17 protein-coding genes and 1 pseudogene are annotated in these 16,701 nt (G+C 63.6%); 10 read left to right on the top strand and 8 right to left on the bottom strand.

The window, feature by feature from the left end:
- Positions 1 to 146 precede the first annotated feature (146 nt).
- From ada to LB536_RS13715, 4 genes are all read left to right on the top strand, one after another.
- Entirely contained in the window at positions 147 to 1,274 is a 1,128-nt protein-coding gene (ada, locus tag LB536_RS13700) for a bifunctional DNA-binding transcriptional regulator/O6-methylguanine-DNA methyltransferase Ada (protein ID WP_224593191.1), read from the top strand.
- Between the two features lie 22 nt (positions 1,275 to 1,296).
- Positions 1,297 to 1,515 (top strand): hypothetical protein, encoded by a 219-nt coding sequence (locus LB536_RS13705; protein ID WP_224593194.1) that lies wholly within the window; start codon positions 1,297 to 1,299, stop codon positions 1,513 to 1,515.
- Positions 1,516 to 1,817: 302 nt separating this feature from the next.
- Positions 1,818 to 2,369 carry a methylated-DNA--[protein]-cysteine S-methyltransferase gene (locus LB536_RS13710; RefSeq protein WP_224593197.1) on the top strand — a complete coding sequence of 184 codons (552 nt, stop codon included), beginning with the start codon at positions 1,818 to 1,820 and terminating at the stop codon, positions 2,367 to 2,369.
- Entirely contained in the window at positions 2,366 to 3,109 is a 744-nt protein-coding gene (locus LB536_RS13715; RefSeq protein WP_224593200.1) for a 2OG-Fe(II) oxygenase, read from the top strand. Before LB536_RS13710 ends, LB536_RS13715 begins: the two co-directional genes overlap by 4 nt.
- A 34-nt stretch (positions 3,110 to 3,143) precedes the next feature.
- Here LB536_RS13715 and LB536_RS13720 read toward each other — a convergent pair whose 3' ends face one another.
- The 6 genes and pseudogenes from LB536_RS13720 to LB536_RS13745 all read right to left on the bottom strand — a co-directional run bounded on the left by LB536_RS13720 (position 3,144) and on the right by LB536_RS13745 (position 7,747).
- Positions 3,144 to 3,536 carry a hypothetical protein gene (locus tag LB536_RS13720; RefSeq protein WP_224593203.1) on the bottom strand — a complete coding sequence of 131 codons (393 nt, stop codon included), beginning with the start codon at positions 3,534 to 3,536 and terminating at the stop codon, positions 3,144 to 3,146.
- 114 nt (positions 3,537 to 3,650) lie between these two features.
- A complete protein-coding gene (locus tag LB536_RS13725) occupies positions 3,651 to 4,583 on the bottom strand; it encodes a sigma-70 family RNA polymerase sigma factor (protein ID WP_224593206.1) in 933 nt (310 codons plus the stop codon).
- Positions 4,580 to 5,116 (bottom strand): dihydrofolate reductase family protein, encoded by a 537-nt coding sequence (locus LB536_RS13730; RefSeq protein WP_224593210.1) that lies wholly within the window; start codon positions 5,114 to 5,116, stop codon positions 4,580 to 4,582. The genes LB536_RS13725 and LB536_RS13730 overlap by 4 nt, the downstream gene beginning before the upstream one ends.
- A complete protein-coding gene (locus LB536_RS13735; RefSeq protein WP_224593213.1) occupies positions 5,113 to 6,051 on the bottom strand; it encodes an alpha/beta hydrolase in 939 nt (312 codons plus the stop codon). Before LB536_RS13735 ends, LB536_RS13730 begins: the two co-directional genes overlap by 4 nt.
- A 108-nt stretch (positions 6,052 to 6,159) precedes the next feature.
- Positions 6,160 to 7,052 (bottom strand): annotated as a pseudogene (locus tag LB536_RS13740) (SDR family oxidoreductase).
- Between the two features lie 107 nt (positions 7,053 to 7,159).
- Positions 7,160 to 7,747 carry a dihydrofolate reductase family protein gene (locus tag LB536_RS13745; RefSeq protein ID WP_224593229.1) on the bottom strand — a complete coding sequence of 196 codons (588 nt, stop codon included), beginning with the start codon at positions 7,745 to 7,747 and terminating at the stop codon, positions 7,160 to 7,162.
- A 109-nt stretch (positions 7,748 to 7,856) separates the two neighbouring features.
- Here LB536_RS13745 and LB536_RS13750 point away from each other — a divergent pair, with 109 nt between their 5' ends.
- The 3 genes from LB536_RS13750 (at position 7,857) to LB536_RS13760 (ending at position 10,415) form a co-directional block, all read left to right on the top strand.
- Positions 7,857 to 8,273 carry a winged helix-turn-helix transcriptional regulator gene (locus LB536_RS13750; protein ID WP_140809899.1) on the top strand — a complete coding sequence of 139 codons (417 nt, stop codon included), beginning with the start codon at positions 7,857 to 7,859 and terminating at the stop codon, positions 8,271 to 8,273.
- A gap of 112 nt (positions 8,274 to 8,385) precedes the next feature.
- Complete coding sequence (gene dinB / locus LB536_RS13755) at positions 8,386 to 9,633, top strand: DNA polymerase IV (protein WP_224593238.1); 1,248 nt, start codon at positions 8,386 to 8,388, stop codon at positions 9,631 to 9,633.
- Positions 9,634 to 10,031: 398 nt separating this feature from the next.
- The gene (locus LB536_RS13760) at positions 10,032 to 10,415 is read left to right on the top strand and encodes a YkvA family protein (RefSeq protein ID WP_140809902.1); all 384 of its coding nucleotides are present in this window, start codon (positions 10,032 to 10,034) and stop codon (positions 10,413 to 10,415) included.
- 62 nt (positions 10,416 to 10,477) lie between these two features.
- On the opposite strand, the gene LB536_RS13765 is transcribed toward LB536_RS13760, so the two are convergent.
- The gene (locus tag LB536_RS13765) at positions 10,478 to 11,011 is read right to left on the bottom strand and encodes a sterol desaturase family protein (protein ID WP_224593241.1); all 534 of its coding nucleotides are present in this window, start codon (positions 11,009 to 11,011) and stop codon (positions 10,478 to 10,480) included.
- A 182-nt stretch (positions 11,012 to 11,193) separates the two neighbouring features.
- On the opposite strand from LB536_RS13765, the gene LB536_RS13770 reads away from it, so the two are divergent.
- The 3 genes from LB536_RS13770 to LB536_RS13780 all read left to right on the top strand — a co-directional run bounded on the left by LB536_RS13770 (position 11,194) and on the right by LB536_RS13780 (position 15,605).
- A complete protein-coding gene (locus LB536_RS13770) occupies positions 11,194 to 11,658 on the top strand; it encodes an NUDIX domain-containing protein (protein WP_140809903.1) in 465 nt (154 codons plus the stop codon).
- A 289-nt stretch (positions 11,659 to 11,947) separates the two neighbouring features.
- Positions 11,948 to 12,796, top strand: a complete 849-nt coding sequence (locus LB536_RS13775; protein ID WP_224593243.1) for a class I SAM-dependent methyltransferase — start codon at positions 11,948 to 11,950, stop codon at positions 12,794 to 12,796.
- A 184-nt stretch (positions 12,797 to 12,980) separates the two neighbouring features.
- On the top strand, positions 12,981 to 15,605 hold the full coding sequence (locus tag LB536_RS13780; RefSeq protein ID WP_224593507.1) for an EAL domain-containing protein: 2,625 nt from the start codon (positions 12,981 to 12,983) through the stop codon (positions 15,603 to 15,605).
- A gap of 134 nt (positions 15,606 to 15,739) precedes the next feature.
- Here LB536_RS13780 and LB536_RS13785 read toward each other — a convergent pair whose 3' ends face one another.
- Positions 15,740 to 16,699 carry a Gfo/Idh/MocA family protein gene (locus LB536_RS13785; protein WP_224593249.1) on the bottom strand — a complete coding sequence of 320 codons (960 nt, stop codon included), beginning with the start codon at positions 16,697 to 16,699 and terminating at the stop codon, positions 15,740 to 15,742.
- Between the last annotated feature and the right edge of the window lie 2 nt (positions 16,700 to 16,701).

Below are 16,701 nucleotides of genomic sequence, written 5' to 3' on the forward strand. Positions count from 1 at the left end.
TCGATTTCAAACTGCGACACTACTGGAAATTGTACAGCATTCCGATCGCCCCGCCTTAACGCCACGAACATCGAACAAGCTTCCCTTCCTGACACTTGTCAGGAAACGGGTGGCGAGGCCCGGCTTTTGGCGGCTTCAATGCGCTTATGTTCATCACCCTGGCCAAACATCTGCAACCCGCGCCGCTGCCGGCGGCCGACGATCCGCGCTGGGCGCGCATCGTCGCGCGCGACAAGTCGGCCGACGGCGCATTCTGGTATTCGGTGGCGACGACCGGCGTCTATTGCCGGCCGTCCTGTCCGTCGCGGCGCGCCAACCCCGCCAATGTCCAGTTGCACGACACTTTACAACAGGCGAAGGCGACCGGCTTTCGCCCATGCCGGCGATGCAATCCGGACGGCCCTTCGCTCGAGGCCGCCAATGCCGCGATGGTCGCCGATGCCTGCCGCAGGATCGAGCAGAGCGAGGTGGAGCCCTCGCTCGCAGAACTGGCTGATTCCGCCGGCCGCAGCCCCGGCTATTTCCATCGCGTTTTCAAGGCGGTCACCGGGCTGACGCCGAAAGATTACGCCGCGGCCCGGCGTGCCGCCCGGGTCCGCCAGGGCCTGCAAGACGGCGTCAGCGTGACATCGGCGATCTACGATGCGGGCTTCAATTCGAGCGGGCGTTTCTACGAAAAATCGACCGGCATGCTCGGCATGACGCCGACGCGCTATCGCGCCGGCGGCGCCAACGAAGAGATCCGCTTCGCGGTCGGCGAAACTTCGCTCGGCACCATCCTGGTCGCCTCGAGCCGCAAGGGCGTGGCCTCGATCCTGCTCGGCCAGGATCCCGACGCGCTGGTGCGCGACCTGCAGGACCGTTTCCCCAAGGCGCGGCTGGTCGGCGGCGACAGCGACTACGAGGCGCTCGTCGCCCGCGTCGTCGGCTTCGTCGAGGCGCCGGCGCTCGGTCTCGACCTGCCGCTCGACGTGCGCGGCACCGCGTTCCAGCAGCGCGTCTGGCAGGCCTTGCGGGACATCCCGGCCGGCCGCACCGTCTCCTATGCCGAGATCGCGCGGCGTATCGGTGCGCCGAAGGCGACCCGCGCCATCGCCGCCGCCTGCGCCGCCAATCCCCTTGCGGTCGCCATCCCCTGCCACCGCGTGATCAGGAAGGACGGCGCCCTGTCGGGCTATGCCTGGGGCGCGGAGCGCAAACGCGCGCTGCTCGACCGCGAAGCCAGCGGGCCGGTGAAGGCACCCGACAATGCCTGCCGGCCCTCGCGGGCTTGACGAGGACCCGGCAATGCGCGCGATGGCCAGGTCTTCCACCACCGGTGCGAACAGCCAGATCGCCAACGGCGCTGCCGTCAACCGCGAGGACGCGAAGACGCTGGTGATGGCTGCCATGGGAGAGCTGGTCGAGGATGGCCAGGCCGAATGGAGCCGCACCGCGACCGGCGAGATCGAACTGCGGTTGATGTCGGGTGAAGTGTTCGTCCTGGGCGAGATGTCCGTCACCCGTGTCGCGTAAGCGTGCGGGCGGAATGGGAACAACCGAAATCAGCACTCTACGGCGCCCCCCTCTGCCGGACATCTCCCCCTCTTGGGGGGAGATTGGCTGTCATCGCTGCCTTCGCCAATTTTCAACATTCTAAGGAGCCGGCGCCAAAAACTGCCAATCTCCCCCCTTGAGGGGGAGATGTCCGGCAGGACAGAGGGGGGCGCCACAGAACTCGGCTATCCACAAGTTGCAATTTGAATTTGAAAGCAAGCACCGGAGTGAGGAACATCCGGCACATGGCTAGGGTTCAGGCACAACAAGGAGTGAAGGCAATGAACCACATGCAAGCCCATATGCCGGCGACAGCCGCCAGCGCCGCCCTCGACACCATCACCTATGCCGTCGGCCAATCCGCCCTTGGAGCCATCCTCGTGGCGCGCAGCCCCATCGGCGTCTGCGCCATCCTGATCGGCTCCGACGCCAATGCGCTGGAACAGGACCTCGCCGACCGCTTGCCCGGCAGGGTGCTGCTCGAAGACGAGGCCGGCTTGCGCGACGATCTCACGGCGATAGCGCGCTTCATCGAAACGCCCGGCGCCGGTCTCGACCTGCCGCTCGACATGCGCCACGGCACGCCCTTCCAGCAGCGCGTATGGGCGGTGCTGCGCACCATCCCGTGCGGCGCCACGGTCACCTACACCGCCCTTGCCCGGCGCCTCGGCATGCCGGACGGCGCCCGCGCCGTGGCGACGGCCTGTGCCGCCAACGCCATCGCGCTCGGCATTCCCTGCCACCGCGTATTGCGCGCCGACGGCTCGCTGTCCGGGTACCGCTGGGGGATCGAACGCAAGCGCGCCTTGCTGGAAAGGGAGGCTGCGATATGAACGCCGACGCCACGGTTGCCGCATCGCTGGTCGAAGCCGCCGAGACACGCATCGCCGCCTATGACTGGCCGGCGCTCACCGCCGAGCTCGACGGCTTCGGCTGCGCGGTGATGGAAAAGCTGCTCTCACCGCAAGAGTGCCGGCAGATCGCCGGCCTCTACCCCCAGGAGCAGCATTTCCGCAGCCACGTCCACATGGCCAGGCACGGCTTCGGCAAGGGCGAATACCGTTATTTCCGCTATCCCTTGCCCGACCTCATCGGCGGCCTGCGCGGCGCGCTGTATCCGAGGCTTGCCGAGGTCGCCAACCGGTGGAACGAGCGCATGGGGATCGCCATGCGCTACCCCGGCACGCATGCCGCGTTTCTCGAACAATGCCATGCCGCCGGCCAGGCCAGGCCGACGCCGCTCTTGCTGCAATATGTGCCTGGCGACTTCAACTGCCTGCACCAGGACCTCTACGGCGACCTCGCCTTCCCGCTGCAGGTGGCGATCCTGCTTTCAGAGCCCGGCGAGGATTTCACCGGCGGCGAATTCGCGCTGACCGAACAGCGGCCGCGCATGCAGAGCCGGGTCGAAGTGGTGCCCTTGCGCCAGGGCGATGCGGTGGCTTTCGCCGTCCACAACCGGCCGGTGCAGGGGACCAAAGGCAATTATCGCGTCAATCTGCGCCACGGCGTCAGCCGCCTGCGCTCGGGCATGCGCCATACCGTCGGCATCATCTTTCATGATGCGAAGTGAGGTGCGAGCAGGAGTCCCCGCCGGCCTCGGCGGGTCATTTCGCCGGAGCGCAATTACCGACATCCCGCGTGTTGGGCTTGCCAGCCTTCAAATCCGAAAGCTGGGGTATGGCATCGTCATGTCCCCCGGCATGGCTTTCGTAGACCTTGCGATTCAGTGGGACCTGCGCGCCTGCGGAGGTAAACCCAATCATCTTGGTGCTGCCCACATAGGCCATCCCCACGTGCATTTTGCAGAAGAACTTCTTCTCGCCACTGGAAACGAACCAGCCCAGACTACCCGAGGCACCTCGCGTCAGCTTGCTGGTCTTGTAGCCCTTGCTTTGCAGGTTGGAGTAAGATTCGGCGTTGGACGGAAAACCCGACCCCAGAAGAAACAAAGCCGCTGAAGCAGCCCCCATCCAATACGGCAATCTCCCGATGGCCATGCGCGCCGCTCCCTGTTTAGTCCGCGTCTATCCTGCTCCGAATACGGCCACGTTGCGCCTTTGGTGTCAAACCTCACATGGATGTTTTCGGAAGGTCTTCGACGCCCAGCTTCCTTATCCGTCGGCAGCCACCATCTCCAGGATCCAGGGACACGCATAATAATCGGCAATGCTCTTGACGACGCCGCCATCGGCACGGATTCGAACCAGATATGCCTGCCGCCAGGCCTCGCCATATTGCCTGTCGACAAGCAGCACCATCTCCCCTTCGAAAACGCCCGGCCGCATGCGCCAGGGCAGCTCGCTGCGCTCATATTCGACGAAGTAGGGCGAAGCCGAGAGCAGGCCCTTGTAGCAATCCGAGACCCGCAGCCTGGCGTCGGCGCTGGTCAGCGCCCGTACGCCGTCCCAGTCCCTGGCGTTGAAGAGCGCGACATAGCGATCCAGCAGCCGCCCCAGTTCAGGATCGTGTGGCGGCGCCGCGACCGGTTGCGCTGGCAGTGCGGCGAGCTTGGCGCGGCCGCGATTGAGCGCCGACTTGACGCCGCCTGGTGTCGAACCGACCAAATCGGCGATCTCCTCAAGCGAATGGTCGAAGACGTCCTTGAGCAGCACGCAGGCGCGCTCCTTCGGTGGCAGATGCACGACCAGGCGCTCGATGGCGCGGCCGGCGCCCGGACCGGCCGGCTCCGCCGGCAGCACGATGTCGTCGCCGGCATAGAAAGCTTCGGCCGCGTGCCGCGTGCGGCGGTTGCGGATGAAATCGATGCACCTGTTATGCGCGATGCGGAAGAGCCACGGCCGCAGCGCCTGCGCATCGTCGAGCAGCTCGATCTTGCGATAGGCCTCGAACAGCGCTTCCTGCATGATGTCCTCGCCATCCAGCGCCGAGCCGGTCATGCGCGCGCAATAGCGATGCAGCCTGGCGCGCAGATGCGAAACCGTCTCCAGGAACGCGGCGTAGCGCAGGTCGAACACACGGTCGGGCTCAGGCCAGGCCCGCATGCCTTGTGTCGTGTCGGGGGATTTGCGTATCTGCTGGTTCATCGCGGCACATAGGTCAGGGTCACCACGCCATTTGCGAAACGATTGATGTCGACCAGTTCGAGATCGACCGGTCCGACATCGTCGAAGGCGTGCTTGCCGTGCCCGACCCATGTCGGCACGATCGACAGATGATACTCGTCCACCAGCCCTGCGGAAAGCAAGGTGCGGTCGAGTTGCGACACGCCATATTTCAGGATGTCGCCGCCCGGCTGGCGCTTCAGTGCCGCGAGCGCCTCGGCGACGTTGCTCTCTATGAGCGAGGCATTCCACGTCACCGTCTCCAGCGTCGTCCAGGCGACCAGCTTCTTCAGGCCGTTGATGCGGTCCATGTACGGCCCCTTGATCTCAGGCCAGCGCGCGAAGAACATCTCGTAGGTGACGCGGCCAAGCAAGAAGAACTCGACGTTCGAAAGCGCCTGCAAGGCACGGTCCACATTCTCTCCGACGAAGAACGGCGAGGCCCATGTCATCGGCCCCGCGACGACGCCATCCAGCGAGACGAAACTCGACACGATCAGCCTCCGCACGCTCACGCCGCCTTTTCGCTGGTCTTCTCACCGGCAGCCGGCAGTCCCATTCTCGGCCGTACCCAGGCGGCGAAGCGGGCAATGGCATCGTCGGCCTCCGGCGCCCGCCCAGCCATCATCTGGAAGGAGTGCAGCATGCCGTCAAAGACATCGAGCCGAGTCTCGACTCCCCCCTGCCTCGCCCGCTCGGCGAACATGAGGCTTTCGTCGACCAGCGTCTCATCGGCTCCAGCCTGCAGGAAGACGGGTGGAAAACCGGAGAGATCGGCGTAAAGGGGGCTGACCTCGGGATCGCGCCGATCGGCATTGCCGATGAAATTGGCCGCCAGCCAGTCGACGGCTTCCTTGGCAAAGGCCGGATCCTTTTCGCGGTTGGTCTCGTAGCTGGCAGCGGTCATCGCCATGTCGAACCAGCCGGAGATGATCAGCGCGGCGACCGGCAGCGGCCGTCCCTGCGCACGCAGCCGCTGCAGGACGCCATAGGTCAGCACCGCGCCGCAGGAGTCGCCGGCGATCACGACACGTCCGGGGTCGAAGCCCTGGTCGGCGAGCCAGTTCCAGGCCGACATCGCCGCCTTGAGCTGGGCCGGGTGCTTGGCCTGATGCGCCAGCGGATAGTCGTAGAGCAGCGCCCGGCAGCCCACGGCCTTGGCGAGATGGCCGACCATCTTGCGGTGGGTGTAGATCGAGCCGCCGATGAAGCCGCCGCCATGCGCATAAAGCAGCACCCGCTGCTCGTCGGCGCCTTTGGGCACGACCCACATCGCCGCCACGCCGCCGGCATCGACCTCGATATAGTCGACGCCGCGCGGCTCGCCGGTCAGCGCCGTCCAGTGGATATCGTTGTGGTCGATGATCGCCTGCGGGCTGGTCAGCTTGCCCGCATTGGCCGCGATCGCGGCGTAATGGTTCCTATTTGCCTCGCTCTCGATGCTCGCCATGATATTCTCCCGGGGTTGCGGGTCGCGGAAGGCGCGACCTTCGAAAGGCAGAGACGTACGGGCAGGCAAAAAGGATACGTGGCGGTGGTCGCTTTTTTGCGGACGCGCTCAGCCTCCGCCAAATATGGCAGCATGCCGCCGGGCGAATTCAACGAACGGCGTCGGCCGCACGCCGAACATCTCATGCGTCGCCAGATGCACGCGCGATTTCGGCCGCCGCAGCCGCTCGGCCAGTTGCTCGTCCAGCGCATCGGCGAAGGTGAGAGAAATGCCGCTGGCCAGCAGATTGCGCCGGCGCTCCCGCGGGCTGATATCGACATAGCGGACCGGCTTGCCGATCGCCTGCGAAATCCGCGCCGCGATGTCGCTCATGGTCAGCGCCTCGGGTCCGGTCATGTCGAGGCTCTCGCCTTCGTGGCCACCGTCGCGCAGCAGCCGGACGCCGACCTTGGCGATGTCCTCGACATCGACCGGCGACAGCTCGGTGTCACCAAGCGCCAGATGGAAGGCGCCTTCGGCGGCAATGGTCGGCGCGTCGCGCAAATAGACCTGCATGAACTGGCTGGGGCGAAGGTGGGTCCACGCCATTCCGGCGGCTTCGAGATAGCGCTCGATGTCCTCATGCATGCGCGTGAAGCGGAACTTCGTCGCGTCATAGCCGATGTTGGATTCGGCACCGGAAAACTTCACCACATGCGCGACGCCGGCCTGCCTGCAGGCGTCGATGAAGCGGCACTGCGTCTCGACCATGTCTTCAGCGGCGGTCGAAATCATCAGCACACGATCGATGCCATTAAGTGCCGCGCCAAGCGTCTCCGCCCGGTTCATATCGCCTCGACCAGTTCGACGCCGGCCAGTCCGCCGAGCCCTACCTCCGATGCCCGGTCCAGATCGCGAACCAGCGCCCTCACTTCATGCTTCTGCCGCGCGAACTCGCGCACGATTGCCTTGCCGTTCAGGCCGGTGGCGCCTGTCACCAGGATCATGGTCTGTCTCTCCATTCAGCGTTGATGCGGCCGCCCTCCGACGACCGCACCTTGAAGACGAAGAGAAGCGGGCAAAGGATTCCGGCCAAACGGCTTTTTATCGGCGCGAGGCTGTGCGCCGATCAGCCTGCCGGCGCGTAGCGGCTGACCACCATGCCGCAGGCATAGGCCTTCGAACCGAGCAGCCGCAGGTTTCGGAACCCGCCCTGGTCAAAGATGCGGCGGCCCGCGCCCAGCACGGCAGGATTGACGAACAGCTGCAACTCGTCGACCAGCCCTGCCGCGATCAGCGCCGAGGCGAAGCCGGCGCCGCCGAAGACGGCCATGTCGCCGCCCTCGCCCGCCTTCAATGCGTTGACCTCGCGCGACAGGTCGCCGCTTACCACCGTCGTACGCTCCCATCGCGAGGCCTCGAGCCTGTCGCTCGGCACCACCTTGCGCGCCTCGACGACACGCCGGGCGAAGGCATAGAACGGATCGGCCGGATATTTCCTCGCCGCATTGCCCCAATGGGTGAGATAGCCCTCCTCGGCCATCTTGCGGCTGAGCAGGATGGTGTCGATGCCGGCGAACACGGCGTTGAAATCGCGCTTCAGTTCGGCGTCCCAGCCATTGTCGTCGCCCCATTCCCAGAGTTGCCATGGGTGGTCAGCATCGGCGCCGACGAAACCGTCGACCGACATCTGCATCTGCAGGATGAGCTTCTTCATCAGGTTGTCCTCGTCAGGTTTGGCCGGAAACGATTTACTTTCGGAACCATTTGACCCGCGGGAAAAATGATGTCAATAGTAAAGTGATTTAAAAATGGAACCATAGGGAATGTCGACGCGCGAAAGATCCGGTTGCCCGATCAACCTGTCGCTGGAACTGCTCGGCGACCGCTGGACGCTGCTCATCATCCGCGACCTGATCTTCGCCGGCAAAAGGCATTTTCGCGAGTTCCTGCAATCCGATGAAGGCATCTCCTCGCGCACATTGGCCGAGCGGCTGCAGACACTGCAGGATGAAGGCATCATCACCCGCAGCGGCGACCCGAGCCACGGGTTGAAGGCAATCTACCGGCTGACCGAGGCCGGCATCGACCTCTTGCCGGTGCTGGCCACGCTCGGCGCCTGGGGCAGCAGGCACCGCAAGGCCGACGGTCAACTTGCCCGCATCGCCAACGAACTGGCGGCCGGCGGCGAGCCGGCGCTGGAACGGATGAAGGTGGCGCTGCGGGCGGAGCATATCGTCTAGGCTCCTCCTCGCCTGTGGACAAGGACGAGCCTCGGTGCTTCGCGTTGACAACGATCCGCATTTGTTCTCTATATGTTCTTATCTATCAGCAATCGCGGATGAGCGGAACAGGATGGAAACGACGGCCACCATCCTGCATGCCGATCTCGACGCCTTCTATGCCTCGGTCGAGCAGTTGCTCGACCCGACATTGCGCGGCAAGCCGATCGCGGTTGGCGGCGGCGTGGTGCTCGCTGCCTCTTATGAGGCCCGTGCCTTCGGCGTGCGCGGCGGCATGCCGGGGCGCAAGGCGCGCGAGCTTTGCCCGCGATTGATCTTCGTCGGCGGCAATTTCAGCCACTACCAGCGGCTGGGCGACGCGGCGATCAAGGTGCTCGACGATTTCACGCCGGTGGTCGAGCGCATCTCCATCGACGAGGCCTTTGCCGATGTCGCCGGCTGCACTCATCTGTTCGGCTCCCCCCGGGAGATCGCGACGGCGATCCGCCGCCGTGTGCGGGCAGAACTCGGCCTGCCGATCTCGATCGGCGTGGCGCGCACCAAGCATCTGGCCAAGATCGCATCGCAGGTCGCCAAGCCCGACGGGCTGGTGGTGGTCGACCCCGGCACCGAGCTTGCCTTCCTGCACGACTTGCCGGTCTCGCTGATGTGGGGCGTCGGGCCGGCGAACAGGGCGCGGCTGGCCGAGATCGGCGTCGAGACCATCGGCGAACTGGCCCGGACGCACAGCGGCGCGCTGACGCGGCTGCTTGGGCCCGCAGCCGGCGAAAAGCTCGCGGCCCTGTCGTGGAACCGCGATCCGCGCAAGCTGGAAACGCAGCGACGGGCGCATTCGGCCGGCGCGCAATCGGCGCTCGGGCAAAAACCGGCCGTGGCGCGGGTGATCGTGCCGACACTGCTGCATCTGGCCGACCGCGTCGCCAGCCGGCTGCGCGCCAGGAACCGCCCCGGCCGCACGGTGACGGTGCGCGTGCGCTTTGCCGATCTCAGCGCCGTTACGCGCTCGATCACGCTGGAGCAGCCGATCTCGGCGACCATCATGCTGGCCGAGATCGCGGGGGATTTGGTGCGCGGCGTGCTCGTCGATCATCCACGGGAGAAGACGATCTCGCTGCTGGCGATCTCGGTCTCGCACCTGGAGGAGAGCGTCGAACTGCAGCTTGACCTGCCGCTCGGCCTTGCCGACGAGAAGCGCCGCCCGGGCAGCCAAAAAGGGCTCGCCCGTTTCGGCGCCGACCGCGCCATCGACAAGATCCGCGAGCGCTTCGGCAAGCAGGCGGTCGGCTACGGCACGGTGGCGCTGGAGGCGGCGCGCTCGGTGCCCGATGAATTCAGGGAGTTGGCGGAAAAGGAACTGTGAGCGGAGGAGCCTCAGCCCCTCGCCGCTACTTTCCGGTTCAACGTCCGGAGCTAACCGGCGCGGCGGTCACGGCGGACAGCAATTCGCGCTTCACCAGCACCGGCTTTTGATAGATTTTCTTCACGGCAATTCCCCAAGCCCGAGCGGCTGGTGCAGTAACATCCAGCAGGCATGGCTTGTCAAGAACGCGAAATTGGGTAGCAGGTCAGTTTGCAGATCGCGGACATCGTTGCAATGATCGAAGCTATGCATGTCGCCCGGAAGTGTTTTCGGTTTCGGGACAACGACATGCATAAAATCAGAAGCTTACAGCAGATCGGGCGAATCCTATCCGCCGCGACATGCTGTAAGGAGCGGAGACGCTGATCGTTAGCGGGTCTTATAAGGAGAGTTGCCGCGTGACTGTCCTTGACAAGGCAAAGCAGTGGGCGAGGGCCATCAAGCGCGATGTGGTGGCCTTGTGGCTGGCCGCCCGCGACCCTCGCGTTCCCTGGTACGCCAAAGTTGCCGCCGGCGCAGTCGCCGCCTACGCGCTCAGTCCTATCGATCTGATACCCGATTTCATTCCCATACTTGGATATTTGGACGATCTGATCATCGTACCACTCGGCATCCTGCTTGCGGTGAAGTTGATCCCCGCCGATCTGATGGCGGAGTTTCGCGCGGAGGCCATTCGCCGATCCAAACCGACCAGCCGCGGCGGTCTCGCATTCATCGTCGGAATCTGGGTTCTGACGGCCGCCGCGCTCATCTGGTTATTCTGGCCAGGGCGCTCGGCCTAGATTTTATCGCTCGACTGCCCGCGGACCGCAAATGATGTTGGTGGCCGGTCGAAAGCCCCACGTCAAAGCCGCCCGGTGCCGAAAACCCGATCCCAGAATATCGACGTCACGCCGAAATTGGCGTTGTCGTCGAGATGGTGGTGCACCGCGTGGCGGCGCTTGAGCGTATAGAGATAGCTCGGATGGGTCGGATGCCAGTGATGGATCATGTGGTGGACGCTGACGTACCAGAGATAGCCCAGCATCAACCCGCAGCTCACCGCGCTGGCGGTCGCGAAATCCGACACCATCCAGACAGGCAGGAACGCCACCAGCGCATGCACGCCCAGGCTGAGCCAGGTGGGCGTGCCCACCGGACTGCGCTCCTCGACATGGTGACGGTCATGCAGGTCCCGGATCCAGGGGACGTGGTGCAGCACGAACCGGTGCAGGACGTATTCGATCAGCGTCCACAGGCCAAGGCACATCAGCGCCGTGCCGATCCAGTCCGGCGCGCTTTCCTCTCCGGCCTCGATCAACCCGGCCACGCCCAATATGGCAATCACCAGGGGATAGACCACGAAGTCGCTGTAGTAGCCGATCAGACCCAGCTGCATTCGGACGCCTCACCTGACTTTCGACGCCGCCCCAAAAACGATGCTATCAGATTGCCGGACTCGCGCATGAGGTGCAATGCAGATGCGACTGACATAGCGTCGCAATTTCCCGGTGCAAGGGCGGAAATGATCGACGCGGGATCGGCCGGCTTCGCACCTCTGCCGCAAACGGACATCCAAACATGGCAAAACGCAGCGCGGGCCTGCTGATCCATCGCCGTAGCGGGGGTGACATCCAGGTGCTGCTGGTGCATCCCGGCGGCCCGTTCTGGGCGAAGAAGGACGATGGCGCCTGGTCGATCCCGAAGGGCCTTGTCGACGAGGGTGAGGACCAACTGGCGGCGGCACGACGCGAGACCGAGGAAGAGCTCGGCGTGAAGGTCGAAGGCCCCTTCGCGCGCCTTGGCGACTACCGGCAACCGGGCGGCAAGACCGTCACCGCATGGTCCGTCGAGGCCGACATCGATGTGGCCGCCATCAGGAGCAACATTTTCACCATGGAATGGCCGCCGCGATCCGGAAGGATGAAGGAATTCCCGGAGGTCGACAGAGCCGGCTGGTTCACATTGGCTGAAGCCGAGGTGAAGATGCTTGCGGGGCAACGCCCGATGGTGGTGGATTTGGCGGAACGGCTGGGGGCGGCATGATGCGGTCGCGATAAAGCTGCCAACCACCCCTAGGAGCGGGGAGATTGGCTGTCGTTCCTCAAAATTCGTCGTCATCCACGCCCCGTCCCAGTGCGCCATCGGCATGCGCGATACGTACCGGCGTAAGTGGCGCCGGGCACCGCATCTGCGATGACCGCGCCAGTTACCCCTGCCAGTTGCGACACATCGCAAGGCCCTGGGATTGACGTGCACGCCCGCTCACTGCAATCTACGTTAACCAGCTGTTTACCATGCCGCGGCTGAGATTGGGGGACAGTTGGAACCGTTCTTGGACACGAACCTCCTGAATTGGGACGATCGGGCCGAACTGCACGCGACCGACAGAACCGGCAGCTATCGTATCGAGAACGTGCTGGCTGGTGGATCCAATCTCTATGAGCTGGAAACGCGCGAGATCGGTGACTTATTCGGCAAGGACATCGTCCATCTGCAGTGCCACATCGGGCTCGACACGATCAGCCTCAGGAATCTTGGCGCCGGCAGTGTGACCGGCCTGGACTTTTCACCAAGGGCGATCACCGCGGCGCGAGTTTTCGCCTCCAAGGCAGGCAGCGACGTTCGCTTCGTCGAAGCACCGCTGTACGAGGCTGTCGAAGCGCTCGACCGGACCTATGACATCGTCTACGTTACCTGGGGATCGGTGAACTGGCTTGACGATGTCTTCCGTTGGGCCCGGGTGGTTGCCGATCTTCTGCGGCCCGGCGGCCGGCTCTATATGGCCGAGGGCCATCCCTTGATGTTCCAGTGCAATCGCAAGGCTGCTGCGCTCGAATTGAAGGACGATTGGCGAACGCCGGTAGCGCGACCTCTCGTCTGGAACGAAGAGCTGACCTACACCGGCGATGAGCGCACCTTGAAGCATCCTCGCTACTATGAATGGATTCATCCGATCAGCGACGTGGTGAACGCCTTGATCGCTGCGGGCCTGACGCTTGATTTCCTCAATGAGCACGACACCGTTTCCTGGCAGCACTTTTCATTCGCGGTAAGGGCCGGCAAGGATATGTACGGCCTGCCGGAAAACGCCCCCAAGATTCCAATGGCCTATTCAATCGGGGCAACCAAGCGCGGCGTCGGAACGTATCGGATCGCCCAGAAGAAAGTCGATAGCCACTAGTTTCGCCATGTGGCGAAATCTGGTGCGGTCCGCGCGCGGTGTCCGAAGGCGCAAAAATTTTAAGGACTGTGAAGGCTAAAATTAAGTTATAGCGAACTAATATTCCCTTGATGAGGCTTCAAAGAGCCTGACTAACACAGGGAATCTTGTTTTATTGGCTGTTTTCGCCGACATGTCCGGCCGCATGAAGGGGGCCGTCTTTTCCCCGGCGAGGATTCCGGTGGCGATCGCGGTTGTGGTCATTGCCGTTTGCGCGGCGTTCGCTGACCATCAAAACAAAGTCGTTGCGGACCAGGCCGCCCGCGCGGATGTCCTCGCCGAAGTCAATGTCGTTCGCGCCAGGCTCGAAGGGAACATCAACGGCAACCTCCAGCTGGCGCGAGGACTGGTCGCGGCAGTCACGACCGAACCCTACATGGGGCAGCAACGTTTCGCTGAGCTTGCCAGCAGATTGTTCAACGAAGAGTCTCAACTTCGCAATATTGCCGGCGCGCCCGACCTGGTCATTTCCTTGATGTACCCGATGGCCGGCAACGAGAAAGCCATTGGTCTCGATTACCGCAAGAACGACCAGCAGCGTGCGCCGGCCTTGCGTGCGCGTGATGAGCGCAAGCTTGTTCTCGCCGGCCCGGTCGATCTGCAGCAGGGAGGACAGGGCTTCATCGGCCGATTTCCGGTATTCGTAAAGAGTGCGGGAAATACCGACCGGTTCTGGGGAATCGTTTCCGCGGTCGTCGACGTTCAGCGCCTCTACCAGGCGAGCGGACTGCTCGACAAGAATCTCGGGATTGAGGTCGCGCTCATCGGCAATGACGCCCCCGGCGCGAAGGGAGTCCGGTTCTTCGGTGACGAACGTGTCGTCAAAGGCGATCCGGTGACGGTCGACATTCTTGTCCCGTCAGGCTCCTGGCGGATCGCGGCGATTCCCAAGGGCGGTTGGCCCGCCACGCCCGCCAACGCCTGGCGGCTCCGGGCGATCATGGCGGCGGCAGCGGCACTGATTTTGTTTCCCTTCCTGGCGGCCGGCCGCCTGATCAATGAAAGGCAGCGAAACTACTGGGAACTAAATCGGCTGTCGCGACGGCTGGAACTTGCCCTGGAGGCCTCGGCCATTGGCGTTTGGGAACACGACCTCGAAACCAACCATCTTGCTTGGGACGACCGCGTCAACGAAATATATGGCAGGGAGGCTGATGGCGGACCGCGCGGATATACCGACTGGGCCGGGGCCATTCATCCCGACGATCTGCCTCAGGCGCTTACAGACTTCGACAATGCCGTGACCGGGCGAGGCACATATTCATCGGAATACCGGGTTGTTCGTCCAGACGGCGAAATTCGCCATGTCCGGTCCAGGGCGATCTTTTACGAGACCGCGAACAATTCGCCCCGAATGGTGGGGGCCGAATGGGACGTGACGTCAGATGTAATGCTGAACACCGATCTGGTTCGCGCAAAACAGCTGGCCGAGTCGAAAAATGCGGAACTCGAAGCTGCCAAAGCGCGCACAGAACATGTCGCCATGCACGATTCGCTGACGGATTTGCCTAATCGGCGCTACCTGGACCAGGTGCTGAATGATTACGCGGCAAAGGCCAGGCTGAACGGCGGCCATGCCGCACTGCTTCACGTCGATTTGGACCGCTTCAAGCACATCAACGATACGCTCGGCCACGCGGCGGGCGACGCGATGCTGGTGCATGCCGCATCCGTTCTCAAGTCCAACGTCGGCGATCGAGGTTTCGTCGCTCGGGTTGGAGGAGACGAATTCGTCGTGCTCTGCACGGTAGGCGGTGAAGATGCCCAGGCGGCCGCGCTTGCGGACCGCATTATCGAAGAGATGCGCAGGCCCGTTTATTACCACGGTCACCAGTGCCGTTTTGGCGTCAGCGTCGGAATTGCAATCGACGATGGTACGGGCGCCGAAACCAGACAGTTGCTGGTAAATGCCGATATCGCCCTTTACCGGGCAAAGAGACGTGGCCGCAACCGGTTTGAATTCTTCACTGGCGAGTTGCAAAGCGAAATCGTCAACACGAAGAGAATTGCCGACGAAATTCTCGCCGGCCTCGAACAAAATCAATTCATCGCGTTCTACCAGCCTCAATTTAGCGCCAGGACGCAGGAGATCGTGGGAGTTGAAGCGCTGGCGCGGTGGAACCACCCTGAGAAGGGTATTCTGACACCCGACGTTTTCCTGAAGACCGCCGAAGAACTGAACGTCGTCTCGATAATAGACCAGAAAATCCTCCAGCAATCGCTTTTGGATTTCGAAGCATGGTCCGCGCAGAAGATTGGCGTTCCGCGCGTGTCAGTCAACGTTTCGGCACGGCGCCTTCACGATGAGCAACTCATAGCGAGTTTGCGAGATCTCGACATCAGGAAGGGAACGTTTTCCTTTGAGCTCGTCGAATCCATCTTCCTCGACGACAACGATGACCTGGTCACGTGGAACCTCGAGCAGATCAAGCAACTCGGCATCGACATCGAGATCGACGATTTCGGCACCGGCTACGCCTCAATCGTCAGTCTGCTCAAATTGCAGCCTCGCCGCCTGAAGATAGACCGCCAGTTGGTCGATCCAATCGTGAATTCACCCCAGCAGAGGCAAGTCGTGTCTTCGATCATCGAAATCGGCAAATCCCTCGGCATCGAGATCGTAGCAGAGGGTGTCGAGACGATGGAGCACGCCCGTCTGCTTAAAGCGCTTGGCTGCGACATTCTGCAAGGCTACGCCTTCGCGCAGCCCTTGGATTCCGACGGGCTGAGCAGATTCGTTCGATCTCGTCGGTTGTCCGTCGCCGGCTGATTCCGTTCGAATTCCCAATGCATGTCGCCCGGAAGTGTCCTCGGTTCCGGGATAACGACATGCATAAAATCAGAAGCTTACAGCAGGTCGGGCGAATCCTATTCGCCGCGACATGCTGTAGGCTTGGCGTGACCTCACCTGAACAGGGCAGCCGTCCACGCTCCACCCGCCGCGTTCGACTCCACCGCCGCGGCGACGAACTTCACGCCGCGCGCGCCGTCGACCACGTCGGGCACCTGCGCCGCGCGGGCTGGATCGACCGCGCCTCCCGAGCGGTGGGCGCGGATGATGTCGGCGGCGTCGCGATAGAAATTGGCGAAGGCCTCGATATAGCCTTCCGGATGTGCCGCCGGCATGCGCGACACGCGGCGGGCTTCAGCCTTCGAGCCATGGCCGCCGCGCACCAGCGTGCGGGTTTCCTCGCCATGGACGGAAAAGCGCAGTTCCTCCGGCCGCGCGCCCGACCATTCGAGCCCGGCTCTGTCGCCATAGATGCGCACGGAGAGATCGTTGTAGTGGCCGGGCGATGTCTGGCTGGCCAGGATCGTACCGCGCGCGCCATCGGTCCAGCGCACCAGCACATGCGCATTGTCATCGAGCCGGCGTCCGGGCACGGCGGTGAACAGGTCGGCCGACACAGCCTCGGCCTCGCGGCCGGAAATGAAGCTTGCCAGGTTGAAGGCGTGCACGCCAATGTCGGCCAGCACCGCCGACTGCCCTGCCCTCGCCGGATCGGTGCGCCACTCCGCCTGCTTCTGGCCGTCGGCGTCGATCGGCTTGGTCAGCCAGTCCTGGATGTAGGCCCCATGCACCGAGACGATCCGGCCGAGCTCGCCCGTCATCACCATTTCGCGCGCCTGGCGCACCATGGCGTAGCCGGTGTTGTTGAGCGTGACGACGAAGCGGCGCTTTTTCGCCTTCGCGAGCGCCACCAGCGCTTCGGCGTCACCGAGCGTCGTCGACAGCGGCTTGTCGCAGATCACGTCGATGCCGGCTTCGAGAAAGGCGGTGGCGATCGGCGCGTGCAGATGGTTGGGCGTGACGATGACGACCGCCTCGATGCCATCCGGCCGCGCGGCTTCGCCCTTTGCCATGG

Source organism: Mesorhizobium sp. ES1-3, from assembly GCF_020164795.1.
In the GTDB taxonomy this organism is placed as follows: Bacteria; Pseudomonadota; Alphaproteobacteria; order Rhizobiales; family Rhizobiaceae; genus Mesorhizobium.

What these genes read in the sequence shown, in the direction of transcription:
- LB536_RS13765 (WP_224593241.1), bottom strand. Translation starts at nt 11,011, where the DNA reads ATGCAGCTGGGTCTGATCGGCTACTACAGCGACTTCGTGGTCTATCCC.
- dinB (WP_224593238.1), top strand. Translation starts at nt 8,386, where the DNA reads ATGGAAACGACGGCCACCATCCTGCATGCCGATCTCGACGCCTTCTAT.
- LB536_RS13725 (WP_224593206.1), bottom strand. Translation starts at nt 4,583, where the DNA reads ATGAACCAGCAGATACGCAAATCCCCCGACACGACACAAGGCATGCGG.
- LB536_RS13785 (WP_224593249.1), bottom strand. Translation starts at nt 16,699, where the DNA reads ATGGCAAAGGGCGAAGCCGCGCGGCCGGATGGCATCGAGGCGGTCGTC.
- ada (WP_224593191.1), top strand. Translation starts at nt 147, where the DNA reads ATGTTCATCACCCTGGCCAAACATCTGCAACCCGCGCCGCTGCCGGCG.
- LB536_RS13750 (WP_140809899.1), top strand. Translation starts at nt 7,857, where the DNA reads ATGTCGACGCGCGAAAGATCCGGTTGCCCGATCAACCTGTCGCTGGAA.
- LB536_RS13735 (WP_224593213.1), bottom strand. Translation starts at nt 6,051, where the DNA reads ATGGCGAGCATCGAGAGCGAGGCAAATAGGAACCATTACGCCGCGATC.
- LB536_RS13720 (WP_224593203.1), bottom strand. Translation starts at nt 3,536, where the DNA reads ATGGCCATCGGGAGATTGCCGTATTGGATGGGGGCTGCTTCAGCGGCT.
- LB536_RS13770 (WP_140809903.1), top strand. Translation starts at nt 11,194, where the DNA reads ATGGCAAAACGCAGCGCGGGCCTGCTGATCCATCGCCGTAGCGGGGGT.
- LB536_RS13705 (WP_224593194.1), top strand. Translation starts at nt 1,297, where the DNA reads ATGGCCAGGTCTTCCACCACCGGTGCGAACAGCCAGATCGCCAACGGC.
- LB536_RS13745 (WP_224593229.1), bottom strand. Translation starts at nt 7,747, where the DNA reads ATGAAGAAGCTCATCCTGCAGATGCAGATGTCGGTCGACGGTTTCGTC.
- LB536_RS13715 (WP_224593200.1), top strand. Translation starts at nt 2,366, where the DNA reads ATGAACGCCGACGCCACGGTTGCCGCATCGCTGGTCGAAGCCGCCGAG.
- LB536_RS13710 (WP_224593197.1), top strand. Translation starts at nt 1,818, where the DNA reads ATGAACCACATGCAAGCCCATATGCCGGCGACAGCCGCCAGCGCCGCC.
- LB536_RS13780 (WP_224593507.1), top strand. Translation starts at nt 12,981, where the DNA reads ATGAAGGGGGCCGTCTTTTCCCCGGCGAGGATTCCGGTGGCGATCGCG.